At 49.1% G+C, this 17,411-nt stretch carries 15 protein-coding genes; 5 read left to right on the top strand and 10 right to left on the bottom strand.

Annotated elements, in window-relative coordinates; all coding sequences use genetic code 11:
• Positions 1-129: 129 nt before the first annotated feature.
• Entirely contained in the window at positions 130-423 is a 294-nt protein-coding gene (locus L4174_RS07880) for a helix-turn-helix domain-containing protein (protein WP_248140143.1), read from the bottom strand.
• 529 nt (positions 424-952) lie between these two features.
• On the opposite strand from L4174_RS07880, the gene lpxL reads away from it, so the two are divergent.
• Entirely contained in the window at positions 953-1,882 is a 930-nt protein-coding gene (gene lpxL, locus L4174_RS07885; protein ID WP_248140145.1) for an LpxL/LpxP family Kdo(2)-lipid IV(A) lauroyl/palmitoleoyl acyltransferase, read from the top strand.
• A 70-nt stretch (positions 1,883-1,952) separates the two neighbouring features.
• Here lpxL and L4174_RS07890 read toward each other — a convergent pair whose 3' ends face one another.
• The 5 genes from L4174_RS07890 to L4174_RS07910 form a co-directional block, all read right to left on the bottom strand.
• Entirely contained in the window at positions 1,953-2,795 is an 843-nt protein-coding gene (locus L4174_RS07890) for a pirin family protein (protein ID WP_248140147.1), read from the bottom strand.
• 157 nt (positions 2,796-2,952) lie between these two features.
• The gene (locus L4174_RS07895; protein WP_248140149.1) at positions 2,953-3,570 is read right to left on the bottom strand and encodes a DNA-J related domain-containing protein; all 618 of its coding nucleotides are present in this window, start codon (positions 3,568-3,570) and stop codon (positions 2,953-2,955) included.
• Positions 3,571-3,798: 228 nt separating this feature from the next.
• Entirely contained in the window at positions 3,799-5,421 is a 1,623-nt protein-coding gene (locus L4174_RS07900; protein ID WP_248140151.1) for a glycoside hydrolase family 19 protein, read from the bottom strand.
• Between the two features lie 258 nt (positions 5,422-5,679).
• Entirely contained in the window at positions 5,680-6,165 is a 486-nt protein-coding gene (locus L4174_RS07905) for a YajQ family cyclic di-GMP-binding protein (RefSeq protein WP_248140153.1), read from the bottom strand.
• A gap of 81 nt (positions 6,166-6,246) precedes the next feature.
• A complete protein-coding gene (locus tag L4174_RS07910) occupies positions 6,247-7,299 on the bottom strand; it encodes a 3-deoxy-7-phosphoheptulonate synthase (RefSeq protein WP_248140155.1) in 1,053 nt (350 codons plus the stop codon).
• 247 nt (positions 7,300-7,546) lie between these two features.
• Between L4174_RS07910 and L4174_RS07915 the strand changes: the two genes are divergently transcribed.
• Positions 7,547-8,416 carry a putative PEP-binding protein gene (locus L4174_RS07915; RefSeq protein ID WP_248140157.1) on the top strand — a complete coding sequence of 290 codons (870 nt, stop codon included), beginning with the start codon at positions 7,547-7,549 and terminating at the stop codon, positions 8,414-8,416.
• A 59-nt stretch (positions 8,417-8,475) separates the two neighbouring features.
• Here the strand turns inward: L4174_RS07915 and L4174_RS07920 are convergent, their stop codons facing one another.
• The gene (locus L4174_RS07920; protein WP_248140159.1) at positions 8,476-9,945 is read right to left on the bottom strand and encodes a YdiU family protein; all 1,470 of its coding nucleotides are present in this window, start codon (positions 9,943-9,945) and stop codon (positions 8,476-8,478) included.
• Between the two features lie 171 nt (positions 9,946-10,116).
• Positions 10,117-11,460 (bottom strand): hypothetical protein, encoded by a 1,344-nt coding sequence (locus L4174_RS07925; protein ID WP_248140161.1) that lies wholly within the window; start codon positions 11,458-11,460, stop codon positions 10,117-10,119.
• 276 nt (positions 11,461-11,736) lie between these two features.
• On the opposite strand from L4174_RS07925, the gene L4174_RS07930 reads away from it, so the two are divergent.
• Positions 11,737-12,576 carry a S1 RNA-binding domain-containing protein gene (locus L4174_RS07930; protein WP_248140163.1) on the top strand — a complete coding sequence of 280 codons (840 nt, stop codon included), beginning with the start codon at positions 11,737-11,739 and terminating at the stop codon, positions 12,574-12,576.
• A gap of 257 nt (positions 12,577-12,833) precedes the next feature.
• Positions 12,834-14,450, top strand: coding sequence for an ABC transporter substrate-binding protein (locus tag L4174_RS07935; protein WP_248140165.1), 1,617 nt, complete (start codon positions 12,834-12,836; stop codon positions 14,448-14,450).
• A gap of 76 nt (positions 14,451-14,526) precedes the next feature.
• Here L4174_RS07935 and moeB read toward each other — a convergent pair whose 3' ends face one another.
• Together moeB and moeA are read right to left on the bottom strand one after the other, a co-directional pair.
• Positions 14,527-15,282: a molybdopterin-synthase adenylyltransferase MoeB gene (gene moeB / locus L4174_RS07940; RefSeq protein WP_248140168.1), complete on the bottom strand. Its 756-nt coding sequence runs from the start codon at positions 15,280-15,282 to the stop codon at positions 14,527-14,529.
• 24 nt (positions 15,283-15,306) lie between these two features.
• Positions 15,307-16,542, bottom strand: coding sequence for a molybdopterin molybdotransferase MoeA (moeA, locus tag L4174_RS07945; RefSeq protein ID WP_248140170.1), 1,236 nt, complete (start codon positions 16,540-16,542; stop codon positions 15,307-15,309).
• 183 nt (positions 16,543-16,725) lie between these two features.
• Between moeA and folE the strand changes: the two genes are divergently transcribed.
• Entirely contained in the window at positions 16,726-17,379 is a 654-nt protein-coding gene (gene folE / locus L4174_RS07950; RefSeq protein WP_248140171.1) for a GTP cyclohydrolase I FolE, read from the top strand.
• The last annotated feature ends 32 nt before the right edge of the window (positions 17,380-17,411 follow it).

Below are 17,411 nucleotides of genomic sequence, written 5' to 3' on the forward strand. Positions count from 1 at the left end.
CCCACCTTCTTTTTAGTCTATTTTTTGACGCTTTGTGGAACCGAAGGCAGGTGCGGATTTAAAAAGAGCGCAAATTGCATTGCAATATGAGTTGCAAGTTGCGACTCATGACAAAAATGACCGTGCAATTTAAGGATAATCCAGTACAGATTTAATTTCGGTCAGGTTTTCTTCAATCCAGTGTTTATTGATCGCACCCCAATCAAGTATTTCATAACGCCCAATCCGGTGGCGCTCTCCCTCTGTTTGTTTAAACTCACAGGTAATATCCAGATCTGACAGACTTTTTATCGTGTCCTGAGCTGTCCGTCTGGGCATACCGGTATATTCAAGCAGAGCGGGCACCGTAGCAATGCCTTGATCAATGAGATGGGCGACATAGAGGCGCCGGTAAAAGCTTGATTTTGTTTTGCTGATGGACATGGCTGTGAACTGAACTCCCTTTCATTGTCGGCATGTGGATGCAGGTTAACACTATTCCCGGTGGGATGAACAGGCACAGAAAAGTGTCAGGTCTTTTTACAGGTTCCTGCGCGTGTTTTTGAACACTGACTTTAAGTGATTGAAAAACAGAAACCGAAAAAGTTGGCGCGATTAGTGCATTTATAAACATAGAAACCAGGCTCGTATCCGTTCTCATCAGAGTTCAGGCTGAGCCAACAGGATTTCGATGTGTAGAGGGAAGCCTTTATCACTGCTCCAGGGCTTAGGGGAAGCGCTGAAACTTCGCAGGGATAAAAGGATAACTATAAAAATGATGACAAAAATAACTTTCAACTGGCCACCTTCGGGTGGCTTTCTTTTTTTGACTGGTTTTCTGCTGTGAGCGGACCAGGTATCGTCATTCTTGCATGCTGAAGATGCTGGTATACAATACATTGTTCTTTTCCTGTCTGCCGTGACGATGACAGTGCAGGCTTGGCTTTAAACAATAAGGAAAATCGTCTCTGTTATGAGCAAATTGACGGCACCGGAATTCAAAATCGCGTTTCTCCATCCCCGATACTGGCCGACTTTGCTGATGATTGGCACTATGAAGCTCATCAGTTTACTGCCATACCGAATTCAGTTCTGGATGGGCAAAGGGATTGGCCGACTGGCGATTAAGCTACTGAAAAAACGTCGTTTTACGATTGAACGAAATCTTGAACTTTGCTTTCCTGAGATGCCTGAAGGGGAACGTGAAGCGCTCATTCAGCAGAATATCGATAATGCCGGGCTGGCATTGTTTGAAACCGGGATGGCCTGGTTCTGGCCGGAATGGCGCTTCAAACGTCACGTTCGTTTCGAAGGCGTTGAATATCTGGATGAACTGGAAAAAGAGGGCAGAGGTGTGTTGCTGGTCGCGGCACATTCGATGAATCTGGAAATCGGTGCGCGTGCATTTGGTTTACGGGCTCCGGGAGTTGGCGTCTATCGCCCGAACAACAACCCGTGCTTTGATTATTTTCAGTTTCATGGCAGGGTACGGTCGAACCGATACATGCTGGATCGTAAAGATGTCAAAGGGATGTTCCGCGCGCTCCGTGAAGGAGAGCGTGTCTGGTATGCACCGGATCATGACTATGGCCGCCGCCGTTCAACTTTCGCGCCTTTATTCGCAGTCGATAAAGCCTGTACGACGACAGGGACCAGCATTCTGGTCGATGCGACTCGATGTGCCATCGTGCCGATTGCCATTGTCCGCGATACGGATGACGGTATGTATACCCTGAAAATTTTTAAACCACTGGAAGGCTTCCCGCATAAAGATCCGGATGCGGCGGCAGCATTTATCAATAAAAATGCTGTTGAACCTATCATTATGGAAGCGCCAGAGCAGTATATGTGGTTGCACCGCCGGTTTAAGACCCGCCCGGAAGGTGAGGCCTCCCTGTATTAACAGATAAAACTGACAAACGAAAAAACAGCCCGTCTTTGCGGGCTGTTTTTCTATCAGTGGATTGTGAATATCAGTCTGTCAGTGTGCCAGTCTGGTAATCACGAATGGCTTGCTCAATTTCGTCCATGCTGTTCATTACAAAGGGACCATAATGAACAACGGGTTCATGAATCGGCATGCCAGAAAGCAAGAGCATGCCCGTATCTTCTTTAGCCTTGATTGACAGTCCTTCTCCGGCATTCAGGATCGCCAGCTCACCGGCTTTTGCAGCTCTGCCATCAATGTCAATTTCGCCTTGATAGACATAAAGCATGGCCTGAAAGTCTGGGTTCAGGCAGGAGTTTAACTGGCCGCCGGCAGCGGTTTGCCAGTCTGCGATGGTGGTTGGCACCCCGGTTTGCTGTAATGGACCTGTGACGGTGTCACCTTCAATAGTCAAATCACCTGCGATGACCCGGATCAGATTGTTTGGGCCCAACTGCTTTTCAGCAATGACGTCGGACTGGAAATCATGGTATTGGGCCGGCTGCATCTTTTTACTGGCTGGCAGGTTAATCCAAATCTGGAAACCATGCAGCTGACCGTCGGTCATGATTGGCATTTCACTATGGATGACCCCTTTACCGGCTGACATCCACTGAGCACCGCCATCTTTTAACTCGCCCCGGTTCCCCATGTGATCCTGGTGCTGAAAGTGACCTTTGAGCATGTAGGTCAGGGTTTCTATTCCGCGGTGCGGGTGTGGCGGAAATCCGCCGACATAATCTGCGGCTTCGTCGGATTTCAGTTCATCCAGCATCAGGAAAGGAGAAAATGCGGCATTTTCGAACCCGTGGACACGCTGAATTTTGACGCCATCTCCATCAGAAGTCTGGTGTGCGCGAAGGATGCTTTGAATTTGTCTGATTGCCATGATTGCCTCCAAATTTCTGGTTCCGGCCGTGGCCGGGAGTTACAGAAAGTGTACGTCGGCTCTGGGAGGCAGAACAGTTGAAACCGACGAACAGCTTATTAGAAAAAATTGAATAAGAGGTGAGGTGCTGACGGAAAAGTCGTGCAGCGTCAGCAGGCTAACTGTGAAGGCGGTTTTGAATGCGTTGCCACGCTTCGCAGGCCAGACGGAATTTCTCCGTGTCTCCTCCGGGTCTGTCGGGATGCCAGCGAAGGGCCAGTTTGCGCCATTGACGGCGGATTTGTGCCGGACTGGCTTCCGCAGTCAGTTCAAGTATGGCCAGATCCTGCTGCCAGGAAGCATTGGTTGTCACACTGAGGGTTCCAATATGCTTTTGGTACTGTTTCCAGAACGAAGACAGAAGTTCGCGGATTGCATTGGCGTCTGCTTCGTAGTTTTGCCAGTCCAGATAATACTCTCTCAGCGGATCGGCTGCATCGACCTGCTGATGACCTGAATTGGCCATGAGCTTGATGTCCATGGCCTGTGCCTGCAGCCATTGCTCAGGCAGCAGCATATCCTGAAGCTGGTAGAGAGCATTCATCAACAGGAAGTTACGTTTGAATAAATCCTGCTCGGGAACGTCGTCCAGCGTGTTGATCAGGCCTTGTTGCTTCAGCGCATCTGCCATCGTGTGGACCATCCAGCCATCATGTTGCTTTTCCAGTAAACCTAAAATTGACCAGATGAGTGGGTTTTCCGGCTGATCGTCAGAAGGGCGCTCGGGCAGTGTCATTCGGTATTTCCGTCAGTGATATAAACGAGTGAGATGTGTCGAACTGTCAGCGGGACGGTCAGACTCTTGCACTCTAGCAAAGCCGGCAGCCAGACCCAAAAAAATCAGTGGCTTGGTCACAGATAGGGGAATCGGTGTCACAGCATGACGATTTTCATTGCATGGAATTGAAAAAGCCGGGCTTTTCAGCACCGGCTTGTGGAGATCAGACGGATGGAAGTGTGAGTCTTATTCGACGGTTACACCATAATATTTTTGCACACACTTGGTATAGTCACCTTTTTTCAGCGTGGTGTGTGCTGTCTGGTAACCTGATTCAATCCGGCAGGCAAAGCTGCTGCCACCCGGGTTATCCGGGTAGTAACTCCAGTCATTTTCCCAGTACAGGCCAAATGTATTGTCACCTGTTTTCTTGAACGGTTTCATACCGGCGCAGCCTAACTGCTCATCAGCAGGAACGGGAACACCCAGTGCAGCAGCATGACCCCGGTAGTACTGAATACGGTTCACGGACTGCGGCTTTTCTGTTTCCAGCGTACATTCAATGCCGCCGTTGATGATCATGGTTGTGACACCAAAGCCCGGGACACGTTTTTCGGCAATGTCTGTCGCGGTTGGCTGCCAGGTGCCGTCAATGACATGCAGCATTGATGGTTTTGGCGGTTGCGGGTAAACAAAGAAGAATACTGCGGAAGCCAGATTCAGCCAGCTGTTGGCGACACGATCCGGATCCTGAAGCAGCACGTTCACATCATTGAAGATGAAGTCAGAAAACGGACCGTAGTTATAGTGATATGACAGCTGTTTTGCGCCGCGGCCAAAGTATTTCACATAACTGCCGTCAGGATTTTTACCGCAAGGCCACTGTTCTGTCTGCCAGTTCGTCGCTGCACATTCGCTGTTGTAACCACAGGAGTTTGCATCATCAGAACAGCCGGCTTCGCGGACAAAGTACAACCCCTGGCGCCATTCTTCATAGGGTGAATGCGGGTTGTGTGCACCGGTTTCCTGAGTGAAGTGAGCAAACATGACCGCCAGTGACTTCGCACAGATTGCATCAGACTGAGCAGCACGCTCATCCGTATAAGTGGCGCAGAAACCTTTAAATTTGGCGACGGCTTTCAGGAAATTGGTGTAGGTGTAGGCTGTGTTGCGTTCCGGAAACAGTTGATCCCATTTCTGTTCATTGATCAGGGACTCAACACGTTTAACATTGTCAGGGTTGGTGGAAGCACCGGGAACGACGGCTTCAACAACGGCATTATCGCGGGTGCTGATTGATTCGAACACCTTGGCAAATTCAGGAGAGCTGGTCAGTTCGGCTTCACGGGCATCCAGATAGGTTTTGCTCATGATGTAACTGCCATCCGGGTTTTGCCCGATGATGCCGTTGGATGGTGTGGGATCTGGGGCTGGATCTGGATCCGGTCCTGGACCCGGATCCGGGTTGTTGTCAACGCTGACCCATTCCCAGACGCCGGTACCCGGTGTTGCATCCGGCGCTTCGCCCTGGGTCCACCATTTGGCTTTATAGATTTGTCCGTTGTAGGAAACATGATCGCCGCCGACATAGGTCGCGTTGTTTGAATATGCAGGGTAGGACGCGACAGTCGTACTTGTTGTCAGCAGGGTGTTCACCTGTTTCCAGGCATCTCCCAGATGAGCATCGGGTGTTTCATTCTCCGTTGTCCTGAGCGCTTCATAGGTGACGCCCTGATAAATTACCTGTTCTCCGGCCTGATACACGCCGTTTACGCTATAGTTTGCAGTTGCAAACACACTGGCAGAGAAGAGCGCACCGCTGACCAGTAAGGTCCTGAGCGCCCACTGAGGGGACAGTTTTTGTTTCATGATTGGTTCCTTTCGTGCAGTAAAAAAACCGGCAGTCAGACCGGAAAAATAGACTGCGTTCAAGGTATCGATTATCAAGATTTTGTCCTGATGGGAAATGACAATTTGCGATTGGATTCAAGGGGAAATCATGCAGCAGCGGTGCTGTTGCCGGGAAGTTGTGATATTGAGCTAAAACTTAATTGTTGTTGAGTAAAAAGTCGGATCGTTCCGGAACCAATCAGGAAGGCTGGGAACCTTCCTGAAGGCTGGCTTAGATTAATCGCGGAAATTATCAAACTGGAATGGTTTATCCAGTTCTTCCGAATTGCGAACCAGTGCCATCGCGGCTTGTAAATCATCCCTTTTCTTGCCGGTGACACGTACTTTGTCGCCCTGGATGGATGCCTGTACTTTAATTTTTGAATCTTTGATCATTTTCACCAGTTGCTTGGCGACTGGTGTATCAATGCCTTGTTTGAACATGGCTTCCTGCGAGAAGGTTCTTCCTGAATGCACAATATCCTTGGTTTCCATGGCACGGGCATCTACACCACGTTTAGCCAGGTTTGCACGAAGGATGTCGCGCATTTGCAGAACCTGGAATTCAGCTTCGGCTGAAATTTTGACAATCTCTTTATTCAGGCTGAATGAAGCTTCAACATTGCGAAAGTCAAAACGGGTATCCAGATCTCGGTTACTGTTATCCACCGCATTTTTCAGTTCAACGGTGTCGACTTCAGAAATGATATCAAAAGAAGGCATGGTTTAATTCCTGCTCATCAGTGTTAATGGGCGTTTTTATATCATAAAACGCTGACTTAAAGGTAGTTGCGCTTGGCTGAATTAGCGATTTTGCACAGCAGCAGCCAGCATTTGAATCATGTCGACAGTATCTTCCCAGCTGATACAGGGGTCAGTGACAGACTGACCATATGTCAGGCCATCTTCCAGCCCTTGCTCCAGTGACTGGTTGCCTTCAACAATAAAGCTTTCAGCCATAATTCCGGCAATATGACGGCTGCCGTTTTTCAGTTGCTGGCAGATATCTGCGGCAACGTCTAACTGTCGCTTGTGTTGTTTCTGGCAGTTGCCATGGCTGAAATCAACAATCAGCCGGGTAGGCAGATCATAGTCTGCAAGCGCATCACAGGCCGCCTGAATGTCTTCTGCATGGTAATTAGGCATTTTTCCGCCACGCAGAATGATATGACCATACGGATTACCGGCTGTCTTATAGATAGTCATTTCCCCGTTTTTGGCCGGGGAACAGAAAACATGCGGTACCCGGGTGGCGCGAATCGCATCAATCGCGATTTTTACATTGCCGTCCGTGCCGTTTTTAAAACCAACCGGACAGGATAAGGCTGATGCCATTTCACGGTGGATTTGTGATTCAGTGGTGCGGGCACCAATGGCACCCCAGCTGATCAGATCGGCAATGTACTGTCCGGTGATCATATCCAGGAATTCAGTCGCGGTAGGCATTCCCATTTGGTTGATGTCGAGCAGCAGCTTTCGGGCTTTGTACAAGCCAGCCACTAAGTCCAGACTACCATCCAGATGGGGATCAGAAACCAGACCTTTCCAGCCCACGACGGTACGCGGCTTTTCAAAGTAAGTTCGCATGACAATACAGAGTTTATCTTTGTATTGTGTTTTCAGCTCAAGCAGACGACGGGCATAATCCAGCGCAGCTTCTGTATCATGCACAGAGCACGGACCGACAATGACAAGTAAGCGATCGTCCTGACCGGTCAGGATGTCTTCAATTTCTTTTCGGGAGCGGTCGACGTGTTCGGCGATGGCATCTGAGATTGGGTGAGCAGCTTCAACTTCGTCAGGAGAAGGCATCCGCCCTAAACTGACAGTACGAAGTTCATCGGTTTTTCTTGGCATAATCCGCCTGCTTTCAGGTATAACATTGTGACGCGTAAAGATAGCTCAAATGACCGCAGGAATAAACCAAACGTTTCATTTCACTTGCTTTTATCGCGTGTGTTTGTACGAGTTTGAGTAAATGAAAATTATTCATGTTGCCGGAAAATGATGTGATGGCATGAAAAGGGATGATGTTGCTGGTTGTTGGCATCACAATGATTAAATATAGCAAGGCTGGTGGAGAAGGATGAAGGAGAGTCGGGACATGGAGATGTCAAAAGAGGTTTTAGCCGGTTTGTCGGATCAGAAGATGGTGACACGTTGTTCGCAGATGGATGCGACAAGGGAGCAGATGGCTCAGCTGGAGTTCATCGCGATGGATGCTTGTATGGCTGACATCGGTCTTCATTTGTCTGCATTCGGTCAGTCAGATGCTGTATGTGAGATGTCTGCTGTTGAGACGGAACGGTTTGAAAAACTGGTACAGGTGTTGTCGGACTTCGCCCAGAAGCGGATCGCGGCAGGGCACGCCAGACCCGTTTTCAAAATTATATTCAGTGGTGCAGAAGCGGGTGATCCTGTGGGTCACATTGATGGGCAGGAAGCAAATCCGCTGATGGGTGTCCGCGGTGTGTCGCGGTATCTCCGTCCTGAGTGGGCGAAGTTATTTACACTGCAGTGCGAGCTTATCAAGCGCCTGCGTCTGGTCACGGGTGATTTGCCGCTGGCGATCGTGATTCCGTTTGTCCGGACATATAGTGATGCTGCGTCCGTACATGACTTACTCGCGGAGCAAGGACTGTTCAGGGGAAAAGCCGGGCTGCAGGTACATTTCATGTGCGATTTACCGGCAAATGCCTTGATGGCCGATAAATTTCTGCACTACTTTGATGGCATGGTGATCAACCTGGATCATCTGGCGCAATTTTCGCTGGCGATAGATCCGGGGAATACAGCACTGGATTATGCTTCTTACAATAACGACGCGGTGATATTTCTGGCTCAGCGAGCTTTAAAGATGAGCCGGGATGCGGGCAAGCCTTGTGAATTTACTGGCCGGGCGGTCAAAAATTCTGAACCCGTTCGTCGCTGGCTGATTGAGCAGGATGTGAGTCGGGTGATCTGCGGAGACTGATTCGTTGAAACATCAAAAAGGAGCCTTGAACCGGCTCCTTTTTTGATTGGATCCAAATGTCAGGATGAGCAGCTGATTTCCAGCGTTTTTCCCCATTCTGGTGGCTTGGCTGCGAATTGTTCGAATGCCGGATGCTCATCAAAAGGTCGGGCAAGTACGGTCAGTAAATTTTCTATCATGCCGTAGTCTCCTTTTTCAGCCTGCTCGATCGCCGTTTGGGCCAGATAGTTCCGCAGGATGAATTTCGGGTTGTGCATGTGCATGAGTGCAAGGCGTTCTTCGTCGCTTTGCTGTTCCAGCGTCAGGCGTTTGGCATAGAAGCTGAGCCATGTCTGAAGCGGCGCAGTATCACGGATGATTTCAGAAAACAGATGGCTGCTATCAGCCAACTGACTGGCTGGGATCGAAGTTAGTATCCGGAAAAACAGTGTGTAGTCCACGGCCTGAGTTGCCAAAAGATCGAACATCTGGCTGAACAGTGCGCTGTCTTCGTCATGCCGCTCCATGATCCCCAGCTTGTTTCTCATTCGGATGCTGTATTCCTGTTGCAGCCGGGTTTGATAACTGTGCAGAGCGGTGTCAATGGCTTCTTTATCCAGCAGAGGCGTCAGGGCATAACCCAGTGCCGACAGATTCCAGAGCGCAATTGAAGGCTGCTGATTAAAGGCGTAGCGTCCGGTGTAATCGGAATGATTGCAGATAAAACCCGGCTGGTAGTCATCCAGAAAACCATAAGGGCCATAATCAAAGGTCAGTCCAAGCACAGACATGTTGTCTGTATTCATCACCCCGTGAGCGAAGCCAACGGCCTGCCAGTCCGCAATCAGCACAGCGGTCAGATCGACAATGCGCTGGAACATGGCCGCGTACGGGGAAGGGTGATCACGAAGATCTGAAAAGTGCTGTTTGATCAGATAATCCGCCAGTAATTTCAGATCCTCATGGCGCTGGGTGTAAAACAGATATTCAAAGTGTCCGAACCGCAGGTGGCTGTCGGCGACCCGGATCAGGGTCGCGCCTTGTTCTGCTTTTTCACGGTAAACCGGGGTGTCGCTGACCAGAACGGCCAGTGCATGGGTCGTCTGGATGCCCAGACCTTTCATCGCGGCACTGGCCAGATATTCACGGATGCTTGATCGCAGAACAGCCCGTCCGTCTCCCATGCGAGAGTAAGGGGTTTGTCCCGAACCTTTCAGATGAATGTCCCATTTCTTTCCTGCTGACGTCAGTACTTCACCCATCAACAGGCCACGGCCGTCTCCCAGGTCCGGATTGTACTGGCCGAACTGATGTCCGGTGTATTTCATGGCAATGGGTTCAAAGCCCGGTAATTCATCATTCCCTGTGAAAATGTCGGCAAAGTACGGCGTGCCTGCTTCAGCCGGATCCAGTTCAAGCAAATCGCAAATCACAGGATTGACGCTGACCAGAGAAGGATTATCCAAGGGTTGCGGGGTAATGCGTGTCCCAAAATGGCTGGGTAATTCACTGTAGGTATTGTTAAAAATCAGTTCGGTCAGTTTACGCATGCTTGGTGCCATAAAATAAGGGACGGGTGGACTGCCAGTAAGGGTAACAACTTGCCGTGAGTAAACAAGGGACAAAAAGTAGGGCTAATTGAAGCAGATGGCGGGCCTCCTCTGAATTAAGCATAGAAGAGGCCAACCGGACTGTCAGTGGTGAGACCGATTGAGCCGGGATTAGTCAATTGCTTCGATATCAACAATCTTCGAACGGTTCATGATAATTTTCCAGCGCTGAATTTTGGGTTCCTGATCTTCATCGCTTTCACAGGTAATCAGGTTGATCAGATGACGTTTTTCAACTGATTCTCTGGCAACCTGACCATCCCGCATGACATAGATTTTTTGCGAGCCCTTTTCCATCAATGTCGACAGAAATCGCAGATCAAACAGAATGGATTCTTTTGTCTGCTCATAACCTGTCAGAAACTTGGTTGTCGACATCCTTGTGGTGCTTTTGTAATGCAGGATCGTTTCTTCTTTGGCTGAAACCTTATGTTTGCGTGCTTTTCTGACATTATCTTCCAGATCGTCAAACCGCATGTACTCGAGCCACTCAAGCTGTCTGCCAATCAGTTTGTTACTGTTACTGTCGGAAAACTGTTTCCGCCATTTGGGTTTACCTTTTCGGACCCAGCGCCAGAGCGCCTGTTTGAGGTCGTCTTTAAAGACTTCACGGGCCGCATAAATCACGGAAAGGACCAGGATGAAAGAGGCAGTAATGTCCCCGAGTACACCGCGGGCCTCAATCAGCATGATGGTGACAAAGATCATCACAAAACCGGCGGCAAATCCGGTCACCACTTTTTTGGTCGTGTTGCCGAGAACGGTGGTGTTCTCTTTCATAGTCACCGGATATTCAATCAGACGGCGCAGCAGCCGCATTTTGTTCGACATCCGCGTTGGATCGGCAGCAGCACGCTCAGAATTGTAGTTGTTCGTCAGGCGATGCTCAGATTCCGCATCGCAGAAATCCAGAAACAGGCTTTTGATTTCACCATAGTTTTCTGTCCGGGGCAGGTGGGCGACCAGCGAAAGAAAGCGCTGCTCAGTAAACCAGGATAGGTAGTTATCAATGTTCTGGTAGTATTTCAGCAGTTCTTCATCGGTTGGCACATTCCTGCGCAGCCGTTTCAGAATCCCGCCGGAAATGCTGGCGACTTCTTCCAGTTCTTCTGTGGTCCGCTCTACTTTTTCATCAAGAAGTTGGTGAACAGTTTCTTCCAGGGCGACGGCATACTGGTAAGCAAATAAACTCAGACTTAAACGGTACTGGCCCGAAGACAGGTTGCCACGGCTGGCGAGGCGGCTGTGAACCAGAGGCAGATGATGAACATCACTGAAGTAAGTCCGCTTGCCGTGAATGACATTATGATAGAACTCATCTTCAGACATGATGTTGGCGTTCAGGCCAAGCTCACCGGGAATGAAAAGAAAAACATCAAGCTGACGGTTTTTGGCCTCATGAATGACATGAGACAGTTTCAGGTTATGGCCATCTTTCTTTTCAACGGTGATCACTTTACAGATTTTCCTCGCAATTGGGTCGGTTCAGGTAATTTTAGTTGATGCCGCCGTTAAATAGCACCACTTGACAATAGCTTATGGCACGACAGCATGTTTTTTGTTCAGAAAGTCTGTTTTTGGTCAGGCAGTCTGAATCAACATCACGTATAATGCGCGTTTCAAAATAGCGTGCTTTCTCCGGTGCCGCATCAGCTTTGTGTCAGAAGTTGTATGAGCAGGAGAATGAGGCGGACATTCGCCGGATTATTTTACCCTGAGAGTGACATATTTATGATTAAAATTGGTCAGTACAACACGCTGGAAGTCGTGAAAGTTGTAGATTTTGGCGTGTTTCTGGATGGTGGTGAGGATTTCGGCAATATTTTACTGCCTAAATCGTCCGTTCCTGAAGGTACAGCTCTGGGAGATAACCTGGAAGTGTTCATCTACTTTGATTCGGAAGATGACATTATTGCGACCACGAAACAGCCGCTGGCCCAGGTCGGTGATTTCGCACATCTGAAAGTTGTAGGGATTTCCGGTGTTGGTGCATTTGTTGACTGGGGGCTGGAAAAAGACTTGCTGGTTCCGTTCAGCGAACAGCGTCGCCGCCTGGAAGCCGGCCAGATGATTATGGTCCGGGTCTATACAGACAAAGCATCCGGTAGAATTGTCGGTTCGATGAAATTTAATCGTTTTCTGGATAAAACACCGCATCATTATCAGGTCGGTGATGAAGTTCAGGTGGTAATCGCTGAAGTTTCTGAGCTTGGATATAAAGCGGTAATCGAAGGCGAGCACTGGGGGCTGCTGTTCAAAACGGAATCCTTCGGCAAACTCTTTGTCGGAAAGCGTCTGAAGGCATTTATCAAAGAAATTCGCCCGGACGGCAAAATTAATTTATCCCTTCAGAAAGCGGGTAAAGCCAAGGTTGACGATATTGCAGATAAGATCCTGACGGAACTGGCGCGCCAGGGTGGTTTTATGCCGCTGAGTGATAAATCGTCTCCGGAAGAGATTTTTAAAGTTTTCCGCACCAGTAAGGCAACGTTTAAGAAAGCCATTGGGGGACTTTATAAGAAAGGTGTCCTCCTGATAGAAAATGACGGTATCCGTCTCAACGATAATTGAAAAGACTGTAACTCTGAGATAAGCCGGTGATAGACACCGGCTTTTTTGTGACTTCTGCTATTCCCTCTTTTTCATAATCAGCGTATGTTTATGTCAATTCGGTGTTGCTGACGTTTCGATTTCTTGAACGTTGAGCGACCCCTGTCGTGAACCCCGAAGAGTTCAGTGGTAAGGAACACCATTGACCGTCATATTTGTCAGGCTCCCATCCAAGGTTCTTTTCAACCTGACAACACAACATGTGACAAGGAATAAATATGCAAGGAATGAAAATGAAAGCACTGGCAGCAGGCATCGCATTGATGTTTTCTGGTGCCACTTTTGCAGCTGATGTTCCGGCTGGCGTAGCTTTAGCGAAGAAACAGGAAATTATCTGGGGCGTTGGGACTGAGGTTCCGACACTGGATCCGACGATGACCACAGATGATTCCAGCAGCAAAATTATCAGTGATCTGTTTGATGGCTTAGTTTCAGAAGATACTCAAGGTAATTTAATTCCTGCACTGGCAACCCATTGGGAAACTTCGGCAGACGGGAAAACCGTGACCTTTTATTTGCGTGACGGGGTTCAATGGTCGAATGGTGAACCACTCACGGCTTATGATGTGGAATACAGTTTCAAACGTAATGCCGATCCAGCTTCAGCTGCGCCTTATTCATGGTATCTGGCCACAGCGAATATTCTGAATGCTGCTGAAGTTACCGACGGTAAAAAAGACAAAGATACTTTAGGTGTAAAAGCACTGGATGCAAAAACGGTTCAGTTTACGCTGACTCAGCCAACGCCATACTTTGTGATTATGCTGTCTCATCCATCGACTTTCCCTGTGTATCGTAAAGCGATTGAGAAGTATGGTGACAGCTGGACACGTCCGGAACATATGGTGAGCTCGGGCGCTTATACACTGACGAACTGGGTTGTGAATGAGCGGATTGATCTGGTCCGTAACCCGAAATACTGGAATGATGCAAAGACCGTCATCAATAAAGCATCATATCTGGCGATTGAAAATGATACTGCTGAGTACAACCGTTATCGTACTGGCGAAATTGATATTACTTCGACTTTCCCGCTGGAACAGTATAAGCAAATCAAGAAAGATCGTCCGGATGAATTAGTGACAATGCCGTCTCTGGCAACTTATTACTATCTGTTCAATTTGGATCAAAAGCCATTTGATGATGTCCGTGTTCGTAAGGCGCTGGCTTATGCGATCGATCGTGATGTCGTCACGAAGATTATTCTGGGTCAGGGCCAGATTCCGGCCTTTGGTGTGACTCCGCCAGCCGTCGCCGGTTTTGATGCGCCAAATCTGCCTTGGGCGAATTTGACGCAAAAAGAACGGAACCAAAAAGCTCGTGAACTGTTGAAAGAGGCGGGTTATACCAAAGACAATCCACTGAAGTTTGAGCTGGTGTACAACACCAACGAAGCGCATAAGAAACTGGCATTGGCGATGATGTCAATGTGGAAGCAAAGCCTGCCTGTAGAAGTGGATCTGGCGAATCAGGAATGGAAAACTTTCCTGCAGAAGCTCTCTCAGAAAGACTTCAGCCTGGCTCGTTATGCGTGGGTTGGCGATTACAATGAAGCCTCAACCTTCCTGTCTTACTTTGAAAGTAAGGGGATGAACTATTCAGACTGGGCGAATAAGGCTTATGATAAGGCGATGTCGAATGCCTTAGCTGCGAAGACTGATGCAGAACGTAAAAAGTACTACCAGGAAGCTGAGCGGATTTTTTCAGAGGATATGCCTGCGATTCCCGTGTACTTCTATACGAAAACTGTCATTAAGTCGCCGAAAGTGGGCGGATATTCAACCACGAACGCTTCTGCATACCGTTATACCCGTGATCTTTATATGATGAAGTAATCATGTAAGGAGAGACGTATAAAAAGAGCCTGGCATGCCAGGCTCTTTGTGTTTCATGATCAGCATCACTCAGGAATTAAGCTGATGCACTGCATACGGGACAGGAGGGCTGCTTCATGAGCTTCATTTCCTGCCAGTGCATGGTCATGGCATCCAGCAACAGAATTTTTCCAGTTAACGGCGTTCCCATGGCTGCGATCACTTTAATGGTTTCCATGGCCTGGACCGCCCCGATGATCCCCACCAGCGGTGACATCACACCCGCTTCAACACAAGTCAGGTTTTGTTCGCCAAATAAACTGCTCAGGCAGGCGTAGCAGGGCTGATCGTCCTGATACGTAAAAACGCTGACCTGACCTTCCATGCGAATTGCGGCCCCGGACACTAAAGGGGTTTTGGTCTGATGACATAAACGGTTCAGTTGATTGCGGGTCGGCAGGTTGTCGCTGCAGTCCAGCACCAGCGTGTGCGCTTCGATCAGAGACAGCAGAGATGCATCATCCAGGCGTTCGGCAATGGTGTGAATCTGGCTGTGCGGGTTAAGCTGTTCAAGTGCCAGTTTCGCCGATTCAACTTTGAGCATGCCGACATTTGCATCATGATGCAGTACCTGACGCTGCAGGTTAGACAGTTCGACTTTGTCATCATCAATCAGCGTGACTTGTCCGGCACCGGCCGCGACCAGATACTGGCTGGCTGCACATCCGAGGCCACCAGCACCCAAAATCAGAATTTTTGCCGCTTTCAGTGCTTCCTGACCCTCAAAATCAAACTGGCGCAGTATGATCTGGCGGTTATAGCGCAGCATTTCCTGATCAGATAATTCTTCCATTCCGGACTCCTGCTCGTCGTTTACTTAATACAGCGTGGCGTTAAATGGCTCGATCGTCACGATCTCACCCGGCTGCACTTTGCCGCGTTCCTGTTCAAGAATCACGAGGCAGTTGGCCTGATGCATTGAGCTGAATGCACCGGAGCCCTGATTCCCTGTCGTGGCGACCTCAATCTGGCCTTGCTCATTCACATGATAGATGCCGCGCTGGAAGTCGGTCCGTCCCGGGCGTTTCTTAAATACTGTGCCGGCAATAGCTGGCAGTCGCTGAGGCGGCTGATACTGGCTGTGACCAGACAGCTGAGCCAGCATCGGCTGAACGATCTGATAAAACGTCAGCATCGCTGACACTGGATTTCCCGGAAGCCCGCAGAACCAGGTGCTTTTGATTTTTCCGAACGCAAAAGGTTTGCCCGGTTTCATGGCGATCTTCCAGAAACCGATTTCGCCCTGTTGGGTCAGGATGTCTTTGGTATAGTCAGCTTCTCCGACACTGACGCCCCCGGAAGTGATCAGGACATCCGTATTGCTGGTGGCTTTTGTAAACGCGGCATTTAACTGAGCCGGATCATCCGGAATAATACCTAAATCCAAGACATCGCAACCCAGTTTTTCCAGCAGGGCACGAATACCGTAACGGTTGCTGTCGTAGATCTGACCGGCAGCCAGGGGCTCACCCAACGGGCGCAGTTCATCACCGGTCGAAAAGAAAGCGACTTTCGGGCGTTCGAAAACAGGGATGTTTGCAACGCCGAGTGAGGCGATTAACGGCAGCTCGCGTGCTGTGATGCGGGTGCCTTGCGCTACCACGACCTCACCGAGTTTGATGTCATCACCAACCGGGCGAACATTGTCACCAGCTTTCGGTTGAATCAGGAAGCGGATTTGATCGCCGTTGGCTTCTGTTTCTTCCTGCATGATGACAGTATCCGTTCCTGCCGGGAGCTCTGCGCCCGTCATGATACGAATGCATTGTCCGGGCTGACAGGTGCCATCGAACGGTGTACCTGCAAAAGACTGACCACTCAGAGTGAGGGTATCTGTACTGTCTAAATCAGCACGTTTCAGGGCATATCCGTCCATTGCAGAGTTTGCAAACGGCGGCACGTTCACTGGCGATTTAAGATCGGTTGCCAATACATGTCCGAGTGTTTCTGACAGTGGCAATGTATTGGTTTTGCTGATTGGTTTCACGACAGCCAGCATTTTTTCAATTGCAGTTTCTACTGGCATCAGACCAGGTGCGTCACAAGAACCCATTTGCTAATCCTTCAAGCGTTATTCTTAATTGCTGACTATTATGACAAAAAATTCTCGGTTGAACGAATTACCTCAGCAAATACGAGGTGTAATTGTTAGCAAATACAGGTATCCTTCGGGCTCAGTGTTTACTGGCAAGGCAGAACAGGCTTGAACATCAGCCTGGGCCAGTTGGAGGAGAGAATGACAGCATTAAGCGAATCAGCATTGAAAGTCCGTCAGGCGCTTGAGTCTCGTGGACTGGAAACCCCGATGACAAACAAAGTTGTCGACAGTGCCGAGAAAAAAGAGCGCATCGAATATCATGTCCGCGAAATTCTTGAGTTGATGTCTCTGGATTTAACCGATGACAGCCTCATGGATACGCCAAAGCGTATTGCCAAGATGTATGTGGACGAAATCTTCTCTGGGCTGGATTATGCCAATTTCCCGAAAATCACAGTCATCGATAACAAAATGAACTGTGATGAGCTGGTGCGGGTGAAAGATATTACGATGACCAGTACCTGCGAACACCACCTTGTCACGATCGACGGTAAGGCGACCGTTGCTTATATTCCGCGCGGAAAGATCATCGGTTTATCCAAGATCAACCGGATCGTTCGGTTCTTTGCGCAGCGCCCGCAAGTTCAGGAGCGACTGACGCAACAAATTCTTGTGGCTCTGCAAACGTTGCTGGAAAGTGATGATGTTGCGGTCAGAATTGATGCCACACACTACTGTGTGAAGGCGCGTGGTGTGATGGATCAGACCAGTGAAACCACGACAACTGCTTTGGGTGGTATTTTTAAACGCAACCCGGCAACCCGCGCTGAATTCCTGCATGGATTGCGTTAATCATTCTCAAAATTTTTCAAGATGATACATAG

It is taken from the genome of Photobacterium sp. CCB-ST2H9, from assembly GCF_023151555.2.
Lineage (GTDB): Bacteria > Pseudomonadota > Gammaproteobacteria > Enterobacterales > Vibrionaceae > Photobacterium.